At 41.8% G+C, this 17,998-nt stretch carries 12 protein-coding genes; 8 read left to right on the top strand and 4 right to left on the bottom strand.

Annotated features, from left to right (window positions below; translation table 11 throughout):
* Positions 1-259: 259 nt before the first annotated feature.
* The 5 genes from AAU57_RS09465 to AAU57_RS09445 all read left to right on the top strand — a co-directional run bounded on the left by AAU57_RS09465 (position 260) and on the right by AAU57_RS09445 (position 4,165).
* Positions 260-802 (top strand): RNA polymerase sigma factor, encoded by a 543-nt coding sequence (locus AAU57_RS09465; RefSeq protein WP_231717793.1) that lies wholly within the window; start codon positions 260-262, stop codon positions 800-802.
* Positions 799-1,392 carry a hypothetical protein gene (locus tag AAU57_RS09460; protein WP_055412677.1) on the top strand — a complete coding sequence of 198 codons (594 nt, stop codon included), beginning with the start codon at positions 799-801 and terminating at the stop codon, positions 1,390-1,392. The genes AAU57_RS09465 and AAU57_RS09460 overlap by 4 nt, the downstream gene beginning before the upstream one ends.
* Positions 1,379-2,458 (top strand): hypothetical protein, encoded by a 1,080-nt coding sequence (locus AAU57_RS09455; protein WP_156340096.1) that lies wholly within the window; start codon positions 1,379-1,381, stop codon positions 2,456-2,458. The genes AAU57_RS09460 and AAU57_RS09455 overlap by 14 nt, the downstream gene beginning before the upstream one ends.
* Positions 2,459-2,482: 24 nt before the next feature.
* Positions 2,483-3,208: a head GIN domain-containing protein gene (locus AAU57_RS09450; RefSeq protein WP_055412675.1), complete on the top strand. Its 726-nt coding sequence runs from the start codon at positions 2,483-2,485 to the stop codon at positions 3,206-3,208.
* Between the two features lie 189 nt (positions 3,209-3,397).
* Positions 3,398-4,165: a CDP-alcohol phosphatidyltransferase family protein gene (locus AAU57_RS09445; protein ID WP_055412674.1), complete on the top strand. Its 768-nt coding sequence runs from the start codon at positions 3,398-3,400 to the stop codon at positions 4,163-4,165.
* A gap of 9 nt (positions 4,166-4,174) precedes the next feature.
* Here AAU57_RS09445 and AAU57_RS09440 read toward each other — a convergent pair whose 3' ends face one another.
* From AAU57_RS09440 to ytxJ, 3 genes are read right to left on the bottom strand one after another with little or no spacing between them, the layout of a single operon-like run.
* Positions 4,175-5,497, bottom strand: coding sequence for an MFS transporter (locus tag AAU57_RS09440; protein WP_055412673.1), 1,323 nt, complete (start codon positions 5,495-5,497; stop codon positions 4,175-4,177).
* Between the two features lie 48 nt (positions 5,498-5,545).
* The gene (locus tag AAU57_RS09435; RefSeq protein ID WP_055412672.1) at positions 5,546-6,370 is read right to left on the bottom strand and encodes a M48 family metallopeptidase; all 825 of its coding nucleotides are present in this window, start codon (positions 6,368-6,370) and stop codon (positions 5,546-5,548) included.
* Positions 6,371-6,377: 7 nt separating this feature from the next.
* Positions 6,378-6,776 (bottom strand): bacillithiol system redox-active protein YtxJ, encoded by a 399-nt coding sequence (ytxJ, locus tag AAU57_RS09430; RefSeq protein ID WP_055412671.1) that lies wholly within the window; start codon positions 6,774-6,776, stop codon positions 6,378-6,380.
* A 165-nt stretch (positions 6,777-6,941) separates the two neighbouring features.
* On the opposite strand from ytxJ, the gene clpB reads away from it, so the two are divergent.
* On the top strand, positions 6,942-9,551 hold the full coding sequence (gene clpB, locus AAU57_RS09425) for an ATP-dependent chaperone ClpB (protein ID WP_055412670.1): 2,610 nt from the start codon (positions 6,942-6,944) through the stop codon (positions 9,549-9,551).
* A 113-nt stretch (positions 9,552-9,664) separates the two neighbouring features.
* On the opposite strand, the gene AAU57_RS09420 is transcribed toward clpB, so the two are convergent.
* The gene (locus tag AAU57_RS09420; protein ID WP_055412669.1) at positions 9,665-14,275 is read right to left on the bottom strand and encodes a T9SS type A sorting domain-containing protein; all 4,611 of its coding nucleotides are present in this window, start codon (positions 14,273-14,275) and stop codon (positions 9,665-9,667) included.
* Positions 14,276-14,619: 344 nt separating this feature from the next.
* On the opposite strand from AAU57_RS09420, the gene AAU57_RS09415 reads away from it, so the two are divergent.
* Together AAU57_RS09415 and AAU57_RS09410 are read left to right on the top strand one after the other, a co-directional pair.
* Positions 14,620-16,398, top strand: coding sequence for an AMP-dependent synthetase/ligase (locus tag AAU57_RS09415; protein WP_055412668.1), 1,779 nt, complete (start codon positions 14,620-14,622; stop codon positions 16,396-16,398).
* A 226-nt stretch (positions 16,399-16,624) separates the two neighbouring features.
* Positions 16,625-17,989, top strand: coding sequence for an exonuclease domain-containing protein (locus AAU57_RS09410; RefSeq protein WP_055412667.1), 1,365 nt, complete (start codon positions 16,625-16,627; stop codon positions 17,987-17,989).
* Positions 17,990-17,998: the final 9 nt, after the last annotated feature.

The raw sequence follows: 17,998 nt of genomic DNA, 5'->3' as shown, positions 1-17,998 counted from the left end.
ACAATGACAGTGCAGTGCGGCATATTTAAATTATTTTATTTTGGATCGTTGGGATGTTTGTAGGTATTTCGCTTTCGCGAAAGCGAACTCATCCACCATCAACCCTTTATCTATCAGTATCTTATTTGGATCTTGACTCTTGAACAACCTGCATTTCCAAAAAATGAATACCAATATTTCTATATAAATTTCAAAATCAATGCCATCAACTGTAACATGCAGGCGAAAGTTGCATCTTTAAGACAGAAACACTAACCAAGTGAACCTAACCGAACTAAAAAACGACGTATTTGATCTGTGTGAAAAAGGCGACCGGCGCGCACAAATGCAAGTGTATAATGATTATGCAAAAGGAATGTACCATGTGGCATTGCGCATTGTTGAAGATACCGCACAGGCAGAGGACATCATGCAGGAAAGTATGATCACCGCATTCTCAAAAATTCACCAGTGGAATCGTGAAGCCACCTTTGGCAGCTGGCTCAAACGCATCGTGATCAACAACTGCCTGAACTATAAAAGAAAAGCTGGTAGAATGACCACCACGACTTTTGAAGATCACCACGATGCCGTGGATGACACTGAAAACATCGATATGGAACATGCCGGATGGACCGCAAAACGCGTCCTTGCAGCCATGAAGGAACTAAAGGATAGCTACAGAGAAGTGCTCACCCTATCGCTTATTGAAGGCATGGATAATGAAGAGATCGCACAGATCATGGGAATCTCGCACGGTATGTGCCGCACGACGATCTCGAGAGCAAAAACAAGTTTAAGAAGTAAAATGGAGTTGATATGAAAGATGAAATGAAAGAGTGGTTCAAGAAGCAGGATTTTGATCTTACGGATTTGCCACAAGGACATGAACAACGTTTTCTAGACAAGCTGGAAGCCGCTTGCCAGGAAGAACCCATAAAGGAAGCCGCTGAAAATAATGAGGTACATCAAGAAACTAAACCCAAAGGTCGCATCATAAAAATGTCTGCAATCCTGAAATGGTCTGCAGCTGCCGTGATTGCCTTAATGATAGGTTCTGCCAGTTTTATGGCCGGTCGTTCCCAGACCTATGAACTTAAATCTGTTTCTCCAGAAATGGCTGCCGCACAAAGCAATTATGTAGAAGCGATTGACCAGCAACTGGCGGCCTTGAACCAGCTAAAATCTCCAGCCACAGAGCGCATCATTGCAGATGCTAAAGCCAGCCTACAAAAACTGGAAACCGATTATAAAAAGATTCAAAAAGATTTTAGGTCCAATAGTGAGAATCCAGCCGTCATTGATGCGATGATCCAAAACTTCAAGACCAGAATATTATTGCTAGAGGACGCTCGAGCACAGATTAAAGCCAAAGAACAACAACTTAAGAAACAACAAAATGAACTTATATAAAACCCTATTCCTTGTATGGATGATAATGCCGCTGGTAGCGGTAGCAAATCCAAACGACAAGTACAGAAAAACCAAAAAGATCAATAAGACCTACAGCGTCAACAGCGATGCTCGAGTGGATATTGAAAATAGCTTTGGCAATGTAACCGTAGAGTTATGGAATCAAAACACCGTAAGCATCGATGTCATCGTTGAGGTAAGCGGTAACGATGAAGATCGTGTTAATGAACTTCTGGAGCGTATCGACGTAGATTTCACAGCATCCAAGTCAAATGTGAGCGCAAAAAGTGACATTCCCAACGAAGTTTCTGGTTTTATGAGCCTATTCACAGGCAAAAATAAAACGAATACCAAGGTTGACTTTGTGGTGAAAATGCCCATGAATTCACCATTGGATCTTGAAAATGATTATGGTGCCGTGATCATCAAAAAAATGATGGCTCCATTGAAGATGAGCTGTGATTTTGGAAGATTGGAAATAGGCCAATTGTTAAATCCTAATAATGATCTTTCCTTTGACTATACCAAGAGTTCGCATATAGATTATATAAAAGGCGGCGTGATCAAAGCAGACTTTAGCGAGTTTAAAGTTTACGGTGCTGGAAGCATTGATTTTAGTGGTGACTATACTACAGCGACTTTTGGAGAGATGGAAAATATGAAATATAATTCTGATTTCTCCACCTTTAAAATTGAGAAACTCATAAGTGTGGATGGCCGTGGCGATTACAGTAAAGTTACTCTTGACAAAGTAGAGAAAGAAGCTATTTTAAAAGCAGATTTTGGTACAATGACCATCAATGAGTTAAGCAAGAACTTCAAAACCGTAAACATCAAATCAGATTACACGACCATCAAAATAGGATATGATAAGGAAGCTAGTTTTGAATATGAATGCGATACGGAATTTGGTTCACTTAACTTAGGTTCTGGATTGAACACTGTAAATTCCAAAAAAGAAATGAACGCATCCTACAAGCAAGGTTACCATATCACTCAAGGCAGCTCAAGCAACATTAATATTAATAGCAGTTTTGGTAGTGTAACCCTAAAACCCAACAACTAAACAATCAACTATAAAAATTACATCATGAAAAAAGCAATTCTTATTCTAATGACCATCGCTGCATTTCAATCTGCCAATGCACAATGGTTCGGCAATAAAAAAGTAACTGGTAATGGCGATGTCATAACCAAGAACTTCAAGACCTCAGGCTATGACGAGATAAGCATGGCAGGTTCCATGGATGTGGAACTTGTAAGCGGCACAGAAGGTACCATCACCGTCGAGGCAGAATCCAACCTAATGGAATATCTAGAAATCGAGGTCAAAGGTGATCGTCTTACCATAGGTGTGGAAAAAGGGATCAACCTTAACAGTCGTAAAGGTATCAAGGTGACCGTACCTGTAGAGTATATCGACCATGTGAGCCTTGCCGGCAGCGGCGATATCTATAGTGACCTGACCTTGAAATCTGAAAAAATGAAAATATCACTTGCTGGTAGCGGTGATATCAAATTAAAAACAGAATCCAAGAACCTAAGTCTTGCCGTGGCCGGTAGTGGTGATCTAAAAATTTCTGGAAGAACTGAGAATCTGGATGCCAGTGTTGCCGGTAGCGGAGATATAAGTGCCTATGATCTTAAGGCGAACAATGTAAAGGCGAGTATTGCCGGTAGCGGCGATGTGGCTGTTTTTTGTAATGGTGGTGAGATGAATGCCAGCATTGTAGGATCTGGTGACCTGCGTTATAAAGGTGAAACCAGCAAATTAAAAAAGACCGTCATGGGTAGTGGAGACATTACTAAGATGTAACTGATTCACGCTTTCGCGCCTGCCTGCCGGACAGGCAGGAAAGCGAAATAAACCTCAAATTAACAACATCTAATCCCGAGCAGGTACATCTGTCTCGGGATTTTTTGCTCTTGGAAATCAGGGTTTTTAACCAAAACTCAATTAATCATTATGCACTAAGTTTGCAAATTCAAATTTGAGATTGCCTTCATGTCTAAATTACCGCCTAAACACCAATTTCTAGATCTTTCCGATTATGGTCGATCTGGTGGTAAGTGGATTGCCCATTCTTTAAAAGAAACCAGCTTCACTCCTATTCATGTGACTTTGCTTTTTGTATTGAGCGGTATGATCGCCATCTACGCCATCTTGAATGGTCACTACGTCACCGCTGCCTTTTTTCTTATTCTTAAATCGGTTATTGATGCGGCAGATGGTGAACTGGCACGTTTAAAGAAGACACCATCTTATGTAGGACGCTATTTGGATTCCGTGAGTGATTTGTTGCTCAACATGATGTTTTTACTGGCCATTATGTACGTTACCCAGGCAAGTTTGCTCTGGACGGTTTTGGCTTTTGTAGGTTTGCAGTTACAGGGAACCTTATATAATTTTTACTATGTCATTTTACGCAACAGTGTGGACGGTGACCTGACCAGTCGCGTGCGTGAGAATAGCGTACCTGTAGCATTAAAAGGTGAAAATCAATCTACTGTTACCTTATTCTATCACTTATATAAAAGTCTGTATGGAGTTTTTGATTTTGTGATCTACCGTTTAGACAGTAGCGCGCGCAAATGCGAACCCTTTCCCAGCTGGTTCATGACGTTGCTTTCGGTTTATGGACTGGGCTTTCAGTTATTGATCATGGCGATACTATTGCTGTTCGGTTGGGTGCATCTCATCATCCCAACGTTACTGGCCATGTCTGTCCTGATCTTTGCTTTTATAGCGATTCGTAAAGTGTTCCTTAAATAGCGTAGCAGATTATTCTTGATTCACTTCGCTGGTTGTTTTGAGTTTGGGAACGCGTATCAATAGAATGATACCGATCACAAAAAATACTACCAGAAATAGAATACTACCACGCATGGATCCTGTAATCTCACCAACGACGGCAAAAAGCAACATCCCTATCACGATCCCAATCTTTTCAGCTACATCAAAAAAGCTGAAATAGGATGCGGTATCCAGACTGCTTTCTGGAATCATTTTAGAATACGTACTTCTGGAAAGTGACTGGATGGAACCCATCACAAAACCTACGAATCCAGCGGTGATATAGAACTGTATGGGCGTGGTGACAAAATAGCCATAGATACAAACGCACGCCCATACGATGTTGATACCTATGAGAACGTTGATGTTTCCATGCTTTCGCGAAAGCGAACTCGCCACAAACGCTCCTGCAATGGCCACCAGCTGTATCAATAGGATAGAGATAATCAAGCCTGTCGTAGCGCCTCCTTCACCCCATTCTACTTCTTCCGTACCAAAATAAGTCGCCACGAGCATCACGGTCTGAACGGCCATACTGTAGATGAAAAATGCGGCTAGATAGCGCTTCATCTGTAAGTTTTCACCCAACTGATTCCATATTTTCCTCAATTCCTTAAAGCCATTGGTAAAAATATTGTCGACGTTACTACTATCCTTTCTGGTTCCCATGGGCAAATACGCATAGGTGTACTGCGCAAATCCTATCCACCATACTCCAACGAGAACGAAGGAAATCTGCGTGGGCAATTTTTCACTTTCAAAAAAACCACCTTGAATCAAAACAAGACAAATGACCAAAAGAATAACGCTTCCTATATATCCCATGGAAAAACCTCGTGCGCTGGTTTTGTCCTGCTGGTCTGGATGCGCTACATCTGGTAAATACGAATTATAAAATACAAGCGATCCCCAAAAACCTACCAAAGCCAGCAAATAGATCAACAAACTGATCCACAGGTGATCAAAACTAAAAAACGCCAAGCCGATGCTGCAGGCGCCACCCAAATAACAGAAAAACTGTAAAAAGCGTTTCTTCTTACCAGAATAATCTGCCACTCCAGAAAGTATAGGTGAAATTATGCTGACGATCAAAAAGGCCAAGGCCGTGGTAATGATGATAATCGACTCATTGTTCATTCCCTTAAAAATCTGGGGAACGTTTCCAGTCTCATAGGCGTTACTGCTTATGGCACTGTAGTAGATAGGAAATATGGCACTAGCGATAACTAGGGAATAAACTGAATTTGCCCAGTCGTAGAACGCCCATGCGGTCAATAATTTGGGATGGCCTTTCGGGTAAGTTTGTTTCATAAAAAAAGGGTTCTTGAAGAACCCTTTAAAAGTATGTGTTTGAACTGACTATTTGAATGAAGTCACTCCGTATTTTGCCGCTTCTTTTTTAGCTATTGGTGCTAGTTGTCTCAAGTTTGCAATACGAGTATCGTTTGATGGGTGCGTGCTTAAAAATTCTGGTGGAGCCTGACCGCCGCTATTGGCTTTCATACGTTCCCAAAGTCTCGCACCTTCATCTGGATCATATCCTGCGATAGCGGTAAGAACCAATCCTATTTTGTCTGCTTCAGACTCTTGAGCTCTTGAGAATGGAAGAATGGCACCAAACTGTGACCCTAATCCATAAGCCTGATTTAAAATATTCATGGTTTGTGGACTAGTTCCAGATACAACTCCACCTACAGCAAGACCAACAGCTCCTAATTGTTGAAGTTGGCTAGCGCGCATGCGCTGTCCACCATGATTTGCAAGTGCGTGTGCTACTTCATGACCCATGATAACGGCAACACCTGTTTCTGATTGTGCTATGGGTAAAATACCTGTGTAAAATGCAATTTTACCACCTGGCATCGCCCAAGCATTTACTTGGTCATCATTAATGAGATTATATTCCCATTCGTAACCATCCAAATATTCTGGGTGGCCCAAGGCATTCAACCATTTTTGAGATGCATTTTTAATATTCTGACCTACATTGGTGATCATTCTGGATTCTGATGTTCCAGTGACAACTTTACTTTCCTGCAATACTTCATTGTAAGCAGAAAATGCAGCAGGAAATACTTGGTCGTTAGATACAGGCTTTAAGGTTCTTTCTCCCGTAAATACATTGGTAGCACAAGAGAGGACTAGCATAGAGCTAGCGATTAAATAAAATCGGATGTTTTTCATGGTTAATTTATTTGATTAGGGACTGGATTTTTTTGATATCGATACCGTGATGACTTTCAGTATGGATGATCTTTTCATCTTTAAGGACAATGACTTGAGGTGATTGATGCTGTACTTTAAGTTCCTCTGCAATAGAATTGCTAACCTCTCTAAAGTTGAGCAAGTCTAATAAATAATAGGTCACATTTTGATCTAGATTCTCATAATTACGCTCAAAATTGCTAAGCGCCATTCTGGAAATCCCACACCTCGTACTATGCTTAAAAATTACTTTGGTTTTAAGATTTGAATTTTTAACAAGATTATGCAACTGGTCAACAGACTCCAATGGTTCCCATTGAATATCTTTGATTTCGTCTTTGGCAATGTCTCGTTGCGATTTGAATAACTTGTCCATTAAACCCATAATCTGTAAGAATTTTAACCCTACAAATATAGGTGGATGTCAGGTGATAAAGTGCTAATTAATTAATAATATGTCAACCTGTCGCTTAAATCATTAAATTTTACTGACTTTTTGTCAAAATTGTTTTAGGAACATCATTTGACATAGACTCACAAAACAAAACATATGAACTTTAATAAACTCACTATAAAATCGCAAGAAGCTGTTCAACAAGCACAGCAGCTTGCACAAGAAATGGGACATCAAATCATTGAGAACGCCCATTTATTCAAGGCCATCTTAACCGTTGATGAAAACGTGATGCCTTTTCTTTTCAAGAAATTGAACCTTAATCTATCTCTGGTCGAACAGCTTATCGATAGCCAGTTAGCCCCTCTTCCAAAAGTGGAAGGTGGCGAACTTCAACTTTCCAGAGAGGCAAATAGAGTATTGAACAACGCCACATCCATTGCCAACAAAATGGACGATGAATATGTGTCTGTTGAACATTTACTGCTCAGTATTTTTGATGGTAATTCAAAAACTGCCCAGATTCTCAAAGATCAGGGCTTGACGCTTAAAGATCTTAATGCTGCTATTAACGAATTGCGTCAAGGTGAAAAGATCACCTCGCAAAGCGCCGAGGAAACGTATAACAGTTTAAGCAAATACGCCAAAAACCTCAATGAGTTAGCCGACCAAGGTAAATTGGACCCAGTAATAGGACGTGATGAAGAAATTCGCAGAATTCTACAAATTCTATCCAGACGTACCAAGAACAACCCGATGCTGGTAGGTGAACCAGGTACTGGTAAAACTGCCATTGCCGAAGGTCTTGCACACCGTATCGTGGCTGGTGACGTACCAGAAAATCTTAAGAACAAACAGATTTTCTCTTTAGATATGGGTGCACTTATTGCCGGTGCAAAGTATAAAGGTGAATTTGAAGAACGCCTAAAAGCCGTTATCAAAGAAGTGACCTCTAGCAATGGAGACATCGTGCTATTCATTGATGAGATTCACACTCTCGTTGGTGCTGGTGGTGGTCAAGGCGCCATGGACGCAGCCAATATTTTAAAACCAGCTTTGGCTCGTGGCGAGCTTAGAGCCATTGGTGCCACAACTCTAGATGAGTATCAAAAGTATTTTGAAAAAGACAAGGCACTGGAACGTCGCTTCCAAAAGGTGCAAGTGAACGAACCAGACACCGAAAGTGCCATTTCCATCCTGCGAGGTATCAAGGATAAATATGAAACGCACCACAAGGTACGTATCATGGATGAGGCCATCATAGGCGCCGTAGAGCTGTCACAACGTTACATAACAAACAGATTCCTGCCAGATAAAGCGATTGACCTTATGGACGAGGCTGCATCAAAATTACGCATGGAGATCAACTCTAAACCAGAAGAACTGGACGTGCTTGACCGCAAGATCATGCAAATCGAAATCGAAATTGAGGCCATCAAGCGTGAAAAGGACGAAGTCAAAATGAAAACCCTGCGCAGTGACCTCGCAAATCTTAAGGAAGAACGTAACGCACTCAATGCCCAGTGGGAAACTGAAAAAGAACTGGTCGACAATATTCAGAACACCAAAATTGAAATTGAAAACCTTAAACTGGAAGCAGAACGTGCAGAACGTGAAGGTGACTATGGTAAGGTAGCAGAGTTGCGTTATGGTAAGATCAAGGAAAGTCAGGAAGAGCTGGAACGTCTTCAAAAAGAAGTCAATGAAAGCGATAAGAGCAAATCGCTCATTCAGGAAGAGGTGACCTATGATGATATTGCAGAGGTTGTCGCAAAATGGACCGGTATACCAGTAGCCAAAATGCTGCAAAGCGAGCGTGAAAAACTCTTGAGACTTGAAGAAGAATTACACAGACGTGTGGTAGGGCAAGAAGAAGCCATTGTGGCCGTAAGTGATGCCGTGCGACGCAGTCGTGCTGGCTTGCAGGATCAGAAAAAACCAGTAGGTTCCTTCCTGTTCTTAGGAACAACCGGTGTAGGTAAAACAGAACTAGCCAAAGCTCTTGCAGAATATCTTTTCAACGACGATAACGCCATGACACGTATCGATATGAGCGAGTATCAAGAGCGTCATAGCGTGAGCCGTCTGGTAGGTGCACCACCAGGATACGTAGGTTATGATGAAGGTGGACAGCTCACTGAGGCCGTTCGCAGAAAACCATACTCTGTGATCTTGTTGGATGAAATTGAAAAAGCGCATCCAGATACGTTCAATACCTTGTTACAAGTCCTTGATGAAGGTCGCTTGACTGACAATAAAGGACGTGTGGCAGATTTCAAAAACTCCATCATCATAATGACTTCCAACATGGGAGCCGAGGTGATTCAGGAGCGATTTGAAAACGCGGTAGCAGATCGAGAGTCCGTTATTGAAGCGACTAAACTTGAGGTTCTTGCAGCGCTCAAGCAACGTGTGAGACCAGAGTTTATCAACCGTATTGATGACATCGTGATGTTCACACCGCTTAATGCCGCAGAAATCAAGAAAATCGTGAGCCTGCAACTTAAAGGCGTGACTAAAATGCTCGCACAGCAAGGCATCATTATAGACGCTACTCAAGAGGCGATCGACTTACTGGCACAGCAAGGATTTGATCCACAATATGGAGCGAGACCCGTGAAGCGTGTGATTCAAAAGAACGTCCTCAACCAGCTTTCAAAAAGCATACTTTCGGGATCGATTACCACAGATAGTGTGGTATTGATCGATGCTTTTGAAAATGAGTTGGTGTTCCGTAATCAATCTCAGGACGTCGATGTTGAATAATTGAAATGTGGATGATGGTTAGTTCGCTTTCGCGAAAGCGAACTCAAAATCAACCTAATAAAAAAGCCCATTCTACCTAAATAGAATGGGCTCTTTGTTTTTAATTGAATGGCTTATTCAATAATCAACTTCAAACTTTGAGATTGATCTGCCGCGGTAACTTGAACTATGTAGATTCCAGCGGACAGATTATTCATCTGTAAATTGTTAACTCCTGTTCTAAGGCTTGATCCACCTACTACTTTTCCAGTCATATCTGTTATTCTGTAAGTAGCTGTCGATGTCACCTGTGCAGGTAACTGTATGGTAAATCGCCCATCACTACTAGGATTAGGGTACAAACGCACGGCGGCTAATGCAGCGGCAATGTCATCATTAGAAAGTGTTTGTTGCGCTTCAAAAGAACCAATATCACGTGCTGGTCCAAAAACGGCTTCACCGCGTTGATCCGTCAGGTTGTTATTAGGATTTCCTTGATCCTGTGCTCTTGTCCCATCCAGTATCGCATGAGTAAAGGTGTTACCACCATTATCTTGCAATGGTCCTAAAGATGCAAATTCTGGACTAGCGACCGTACCTACAATATCATTAGGCATAGCCGTAAATGAATTTGTGTCGTCGATCTCGATAAGGTTATAATCGTTAGAAGTAATACCTGAAACGTTGAAATCACTAGCAGCTTGATTTTCTGCCACCAAAGTATTGGTAATACTAAAAGTCCCTGCAACTGATGCTAAGCCACCACCATTACCAGTGGCAATGTTTCGGGCAACGGTAACAATATCAAAAAGAGCATTGGTTCCTGCATGATAAACGCCAGCACCATCTAAAGATGCCGTGTTTGACGATATTGTTGAAGTCTCAACGATTAAAGATCCCACTTGGTTAGAGATACCACCACCATTAGAAACACTGGTATTGTTTGAAATTGTAGTGTCATAAACCTCAGTATCACCACCATTATTGAAAATAGCTCCACCACCATTGTCGACGGCTGTACCGTTGGCACTGTTGCCATCAAGTGTTGAGTTGGAGACCACCATTACGGAATTCAATTGATTCCAAAGAGCTCCACCTTCTGCAGCTGCGCTGTTGGAATTTATGATACTAGAGTCGATATTAACAACAGAACTTCCTGAGATATGCAAAGCACCACCATTTCCTGGCGCTGCCGTACCTGCAGTTCCATCCACATCATTATTTGATATTTCAGAACTTGAGATATCCAACGTACCGTCAATTAACTCAATCGCACCACCAGCTCTGTTAGCGGCGTTATTGGTAATTGTAGTATTAGTGATCGTGACGGCTCCAGTAGTGCTCAATAACGCTCCACCAGATCCAGACGCTCCTGTTGCAAGGTTTCCATCAATAAAGGAATCAGATACATTTAAAGTACCGCCATTATTAAATAAAGCTGCACCACCATCATCTGCACCAGCTCCAGTAGAAGTGTTATTTGTGATATCCACATCACTAATGGTCATGGTACCTACGTTATTCCAAAACGCTCCACCTTCCAGCGCAGCCGAATTAGAATCTGCTGTACCTCCAATAATATCCATCAATCCTGGTCCCGTTATATGGATCGCTCCACCGTTTCCAGGTCCGCCATTTGCAATGAAGTCACCACTATTTAATCCAGCCGTGTTCCCTGTAAAGTTCACATTTGTAATTGTAGATGTTGTTGCTCCTAAGGACCAATCCTCAATTCCACCACCAGCACGACTAGCGCTGTTGTTAGAAATCACCACTGGATTTGCAGTAGTACCATTTATGGTAAGTGTAGTTCCTGTAGCCATCAATATTCCACCACCAGAACCTTGTACTCCAGTCGCGACATTACCGTCGATAATTGTTCCTTCATTAATAACAACACTACCAGTCATGCTATCTTCTGAGAAGATTGCTCCACCACCAACTATTTCTGGAGGCATACCTGCAACGAAGTCACCTTGAGCATCATTTCCTGATAAGGTAGTTCCGTTAATGGTAAGTAATCCACCATTATTCCAGAGTCCACCACCTTCTTTTCTAGCGATATTGTTATTAACAGTTCCACCGGTAATAGTTACAGGTGCTGCACCACTCACATGAAGACCACCACCATTACCTGGTGCTCCAGGACCGGTTGTTGCTCCTGTAAGATTCCCGTCAAGGTTTGTGTTTGTAAGCTCTACTGAACTATCGCCATTGGTTTCGATTCCGCCACCAGCTCTGTTGGATTCATTTCCTGAAATCTCAGAATCTGTTGCTGTAAATACACCAGCAGCATTTAAAACTCCACCACCGGTAGATTGAGCACCTGTGGCTTGATTGTTAGAAACAACTGTATTGTTTGTAAGATTAACTGTACCACCTTCGTTGTAGATTCCTCCACCACCAGACGCTCCAGCAACCTCTGCATCTGATCCTCTTGCGGTGTTTGCAGAAATAGTTGTTCCAGATACTGTCATAGTTCCAGTACCATTCCATAATCCACCACCTTCATTTGCGGCATCATTTGTATTAACCGTTCCTCCAGTAATATCTACAGAACCAGCACCGCTTACGTGAAGAGCACCACCATTACCAGGTGCGCCCATTCCTGTAACCACGCCTGTGATATTACTATCTAAGGTTACGTTAGTTAATGTAACACTTGAAGTACCATTGGTTTCTATTCCACCACCAGCTCTGTTGGACTCATTGGAAGAAATCTCTGAGTCAGTTGCAGTAAATGTACCAGCAGCATTTAAAACACCACCACCAGTAGACTGTGCACCTGTGGCTTGATTGTTTGAAACAACTGTGTTGTTAGTGAGAACAACTGTTCCTCCTTCATTATAAATTCCACCGCCACCAGCAGCGCCAGGAGATGATGTGTCATTACCTGCTGCTATGTTAGAATCAATTTGGACACCACTTACGGTCATTGTCCCAGATCCATTCCATAGGCCGCCACCTTCGTTTGATGCTGTATTATTATTTACGGTTCCACCTGTGATCGTGGAAGTAGCCGCGCCAGTGAGGTGCATACCACCACCATTACCTGGAGAAGCAGAAGTGTTGTTGCTATCTAGAGTCACACCATCTAGAGAAATTGAACCTACCGGTACAGACCCATTTACATCTATAGTAGAATTATCCTCAATTCCGCCACCAGCTCTCACTGCTGTATTATTAGTTATTGATGAGGACGTAACATTGATGGTTCCTCCGCGAGTATTCAAAATACCACCACCAGAACCAGCAGCACCGCTAGCGGCATTACCATCAATAATAGCACTTGAAATATCTAATGTACCGCCCAGATTGAAGAATCCGCCACCACCATTTGCGGCTCCTGCGCCGCTTGCTGTATTATTTGCAATGCTGGTACCATCAACAGTCATTGTTCCCGTACCATTCCAAAATGCTCCACCTTCATTAGCTGCAAGATTAGCTGTTGCAGTACCACCAGTAATCGTATTACTTCCTGGTCCTGTAACGTGAATCGCGCCTCCATTTCCTGGACCACCATTAGCGGTGAAATTTGTACCATCTAGACCTGCGGAATTTCCAGAGAAATCAACATTTGTAATCGTATTTGAATTGGTGTCTAGAGACCAGTCTTCAATTCCACCACCTGCACGGCTTGCTTGATTATCCATGATCATGACAGGGTTTGCGACCGTACCATTAATGGTAAGTGTGGTACCTGTAGCCATCAAAATTCCACCACCAGAACCTTGTACACCAGTTGCCTGATTACGTCTGATGATCGTACCTTCATTAATGACAACGACACCAGTACCGTCCTCTGCAAATATTCCTCCACCACCAACGATTTGTGGAGGCGTTCCAGCAACAAAGTCGCCTTGTGCAACATTATCTTCTATGATAGTACCATTGATGGTAAGTGTGCCTAGATTGTTCCATAAACCACCACCTTCTTTTCCTGCAATATTTTCACGTACGGCTCCGCCATCAAAAGTGTAAGAACTAGATCCTGAAACGTGCAAAGCACCACCATTACCGGGATTGGTTCCCGCTTCATTTTTAGCGAATGTAGAATTGGAGATAGTTATGACACTCGCAGCATTGGCATTATCCTCAATCGCACCACCAGCTCTTTGAGAAACATTGACTCTGAATATAGAATTGTCTATCGCAAGAGTACCTCCATTAGAATTGAGTATGGCACCACCACTACCTGATGTTCCAGTAGCGCGGTTATCTCTAAATAATGTTCCTGTAATTGCAACCGTGGCACCATCATTAAAAATAGCTCCACCACCATTGGTCGCAGCGGCACCTGTGGCTATATTACTGCGGAATTCACAATCTGCGATATTGACTACCGTTGTTGCACCGCTGGCAAGAATAGCGCCACCACTTTCTGCAGATCCATCTCTAAAAATTACAGAGTCAAAATTAATGACTGCCGCAATGGTTGCATCCACATCAAAGATGCGGCTATTGGATCCTGAAGAAATCGTGGTTGAAGTACCACCATTATTTCCATCAATGGTGATGGCCGCAAAGGCATTAATAGGTATCGCTCCCATGGTCACATTGATGGTTTGACCTTGAATAGACGGGTCAAAAGTGACCGTGCCGCCTGTTCCAGCATCAGCGATCTCAATTCGTAAAGTTCCATCAGTACCGTCATCTACAGTTTTAGTTACTACTTGCGCATCAACACAAAAAGCACCTAAGAAATAGACCGCTACCACAGAAACTAGTAGAGTAAAGTTTTTCATAAGTTTTTTATTAAATTTTTGATTTATCCCTTTAAAGCTATCCGATTTTCAGGTTAAAAAAGTGTTTTTCAGCGCTTTTTGGTAAATTTTTAAGGATTTTAACACTGTTCATCGGGCTACGTAATTTTTATATTTTCGGTTTTTAAGGAAAAATCTTACTTAAAATATAATTACCTGATTATTATCGGATTAAATATATTTCTTGTATAAGATTCATGCATATTTTCGATGAAAGTGGATTTTTTCGCTTTCGCGAAAGCGAACTCTTTACCAATTGTGTAGTTGCTAGTATTACGTTTGAAAAATGAAGATCTTTCCTTACTTTGCAGTATCAATTATCAAATATGCAAATCAAAAGACTTTTTGACTTTCCTTATTATCAATTGGAAAGATTTCCTAGAGAAGACGCTCTAGTCACCAAAAAAAATGGAACCTGGGTAAAAACATCTACGCAGTCGTTTGTTGATCAATCTAGAGCCATCTCTAGAGGATTGATGAAAATGGGTGTAAAAAAGGACGATAAGATTGCGCTCATTTCCACTGTGAACCGCACAGAATGGAACATTATGGATATAGGCATCATGCAAACTGGAGCACAGGATGTTCCTATCTACCCTACCATTTCTGAAGAGGAGTATGCTTACGTACTTAATCATAGCGAGTCAAAAATGGTCTTTGTATCTGATCAAGAGGTCTATGATAAGGTCATGGCCATAAAAGATCAGGTGCCTACCTTAACTGAGGTTTTTAGCTTTGATGATATACCTGGTTGTAAAAGCTGGGAAGAGGTCAAGGAAAAAGGAAAAGAAACCGATAATGACAAGGATCTTGATGACATGATGGCGTCGATTCATGAAGACGACCTTGCTACACTTATCTATACCTCTGGGACAACTGGAAAGCCTAAAGGTGTTATGTTATCTCATAAGAATATTTCCAGCAACGCCATTAATTCTGAAACTAGACTACCTATTGAATTGGGGAACTCTAAAGCGCTCAGTTTTTTACCAGTATGCCATATTTATGAGCGCATGCTGCAGTACCTATACATTTATACAGGTAGCGGTATCTATTTTGCGGAATCACTGGAAACCATATCTGACAACCTTAAAGAGGTGCAACCAGAGGTGATGAGTGCCGTACCAAGATTGTTGGAAAAGGTGTATGACAAAATTATTGCCAAAGGTGCTGACCTCGATGGGGTCAAAAAGAAACTATTCTTCTGGGCCGTAGAACTAGGTCTGGAATGGGAACCTTATGGACAGAATGGTTGGTGGTATGAGACCAAACTCAAACTAGCCAAAAAAATCATCTTCTCTAAATGGCAAGAAGCCCTAGGTGGAAACCTAAAGGCTATTGCTAGCGGTAGCGCTGCCCTACAGCCTAGACTTGCCAGAGTTTTCAATGCGGCAGGCGTTCCTGTGATGGAAGGCTATGGTCTGACCGAGACAAGTCCAGTAATATCTGTGAATGACATGCGCAATAACGGATTCAAAATAGGAACCGTAGGTAAGATGTTGCCAGAAACTGATGTCCAGATTGCACCTGACGGTGAGATCATAATTAACGGGCCGCAACGTATGTTAGGCTACTACAAGGATCAAGAAAAAACGAATGAAGCGATTGATTCCAATGGTTATTTCCATACCGGTGACATAGGAGAAATCGATTCTGAAGGGTTCTTAAAAATTACCGACCGTAAAAAGGAAATGTTCAAGACTTCTGGAGGTAAGTATGTAGCACCACAACTTCTTGAAAACACGATGAAGCAGAGTCGTTTTATCGACCAAATCATGGTCATAGGTGAAGGTGAAAAGATGCCGGCAGCGATCATACAACCTAATTTTGAGTTTTTAGAGGATTGGGCAAATCGCAAGGGAATCTCCTTTAAGGATCATAAAGACCTAGTCAGTAATGAAAAGGTTATAAGTCGTTTCCAGAAGGAAGTAGATCAACATAACGAGAAGTTTGGAAAATGGGAACGCGTCAAGCGTTTTGAGTTGACTCCAGATGTATGGAGCATTGAAGCAGGTCACCTCACTCCTACCATGAAGTTGAAACGCCGCAATATTAAGGAAGCTTATCAAGATCTTTATGATAAGATCTACCATGAAAAGATCTGATGTGAACACCATCCACAAAAAAGAGCCACTAGTACGTGGCTCTTTTTTATTTCCTGTCGATCAAATCGTTGTTGAAAAAATGGACCGCTATTGTTTTAAATGGAATAAATATTTCAGGCATCCTTAGATCACGGTAACACAGACTCCAGTATTCATAAAAATCAAATAATACCGTACATTTGAAAGCATCTCGTGTCTAAAACGGGACGGACTTAAAACTTAGTATTTGTACGCAATAGTTGATGTAGAAACCACTGGTGGTAAATTCAATGAAGAAGGAATTACTGAAGTGGCGATTTATAGATTTGACGGTCATGAGATCGTGGATCAATTTGCCAGCCTTATCAATCCAGAAAAGGAAATCCAGCCGTTTGTGGTCAAACTTACCGGCATCAATAACAAGATGCTCGTACGCGCTCCTAAATTTTACGAGGTTGCAAAACGCATCATAGAAATCCTGGATGGAACTATACTTGTCGCGCACAATGCCAATTTTGATCATCGCATGCTGCGATTGGAGTTTGAGCGATTGGGTTATGAATTTGACATGCAAACCTTATGTACGGTAGAACTTGCTCAAAAATTAATGCCAGAACAAGAAACCTATAGCTTAGGCAAACTGGTGAGAAATCTGGGCATCCCTATTACCGATAGGCATCGTGCTACTGGCGACGCACTGGCTACGGTTAAACTATTCAAACTCTTACTCAATAAGGACAGTTCTAAAAGCATCTTACAGCAAAGCTTAAAGTCTTTTCCTAAAACCGTCGTGGCGAATAACCTCAAGACGCTTTTGGAAAAAGTGCCAGCATCCACAGGTTTGTATTACCTCTATGACGATCAAGATCAATTGATCTACATAGGCCGTAGCCGTAATATGAAAAAGAGTCTCACACAGCATTTCACCACAGATCGCAGACGATCCGTAGAAATGAGCAAGCAAGTGGAAAATGTGAGGTATGAAAAGACTGGTAACGATCTGCTCGCTTTACTCAAGGAACACCTTGAAATGAAAAAGCATAAACCTAAGTTTAACAAGAAAAGCAATAAGCCACGTTTTAGTCACGGGATTTTTTCAGGCAGTGATGACCATGGTTATATCACCTACTCTGTGCAGTCCACCAGACGAAACAATAACTACCTCACCACCTTCAGCAATGGTAAGTCGGCGAGATCGTTTATGGAAAAAATGGTGGAAGAACACCAGTTATGCGGGATTTTATCTGGACTGGAAAAGGAAACCGAAGGTCCTTGCAGTAGATATGAAACCGGCCATTGCCACGGTGCTTGCATTCAAAAGGAAACTGTAGAGCAATACAATGAGAGAGCGATCGAGGTTTATAACCTACACAACTTTAATATCAAAAGGCGCATTCTAGTGGATCGCGGCAGGGAACATACAGAACGCAGTGTAATTCTTATAGAGGATGGCGTGGTTAAAGGTTACGGTTTTGTAGATCTACAAATCCAGTTTACGGACCCTAAAATCCTCAAAAATATCATTACCGAAATACCAGAAGATCGCGACACCAGGCACATTGTTCAAAGTTATTTGAGACAACGCAAGGTGTATCGTATCATTGATTTTTAAAATAGTTTC

This window comes from Nonlabens sp. YIK11 (assembly GCF_001413925.1).
GTDB lineage: Bacteria > Bacteroidota > Bacteroidia > Flavobacteriales > Flavobacteriaceae > Nonlabens.
Note: the sequence above shows the minus strand (reverse complement) of the source record. Positions and strands in the feature narration are given on the sequence as shown.

Bases quoted from the DNA above. Each gene is read 5' to 3' on its own strand.
- AAU57_RS09460 (WP_055412677.1), top strand. From the start codon at position 799: ATGAAAGATGAAATGAAAGAGTGGTTCAAGAAGCAGGATTTTGATCTT.
- AAU57_RS09455 (WP_156340096.1), top strand. From the start codon at position 1,379: ATGAACTTATATAAAACCCTATTCCTTGTATGGATGATAATGCCGCTG.
- AAU57_RS09450 (WP_055412675.1), top strand. From the start codon at position 2,483: ATGAAAAAAGCAATTCTTATTCTAATGACCATCGCTGCATTTCAATCT.
- AAU57_RS09445 (WP_055412674.1), top strand. From the start codon at position 3,398: ATGTCTAAATTACCGCCTAAACACCAATTTCTAGATCTTTCCGATTAT.
- AAU57_RS09440 (WP_055412673.1), bottom strand. From the start codon at position 5,497: ATGAAACAAACTTACCCGAAAGGCCATCCCAAATTATTGACCGCATGG.
- AAU57_RS09435 (WP_055412672.1), bottom strand. From the start codon at position 6,370: ATGAAAAACATCCGATTTTATTTAATCGCTAGCTCTATGCTAGTCCTC.
- ytxJ (WP_055412671.1), bottom strand. From the start codon at position 6,776: ATGGGTTTAATGGACAAGTTATTCAAATCGCAACGAGACATTGCCAAA.
- clpB (WP_055412670.1), top strand. From the start codon at position 6,942: ATGAACTTTAATAAACTCACTATAAAATCGCAAGAAGCTGTTCAACAA.
- AAU57_RS09420 (WP_055412669.1), bottom strand. From the start codon at position 14,275: ATGAAAAACTTTACTCTACTAGTTTCTGTGGTAGCGGTCTATTTCTTA.
- AAU57_RS09415 (WP_055412668.1), top strand. From the start codon at position 14,620: ATGCAAATCAAAAGACTTTTTGACTTTCCTTATTATCAATTGGAAAGA.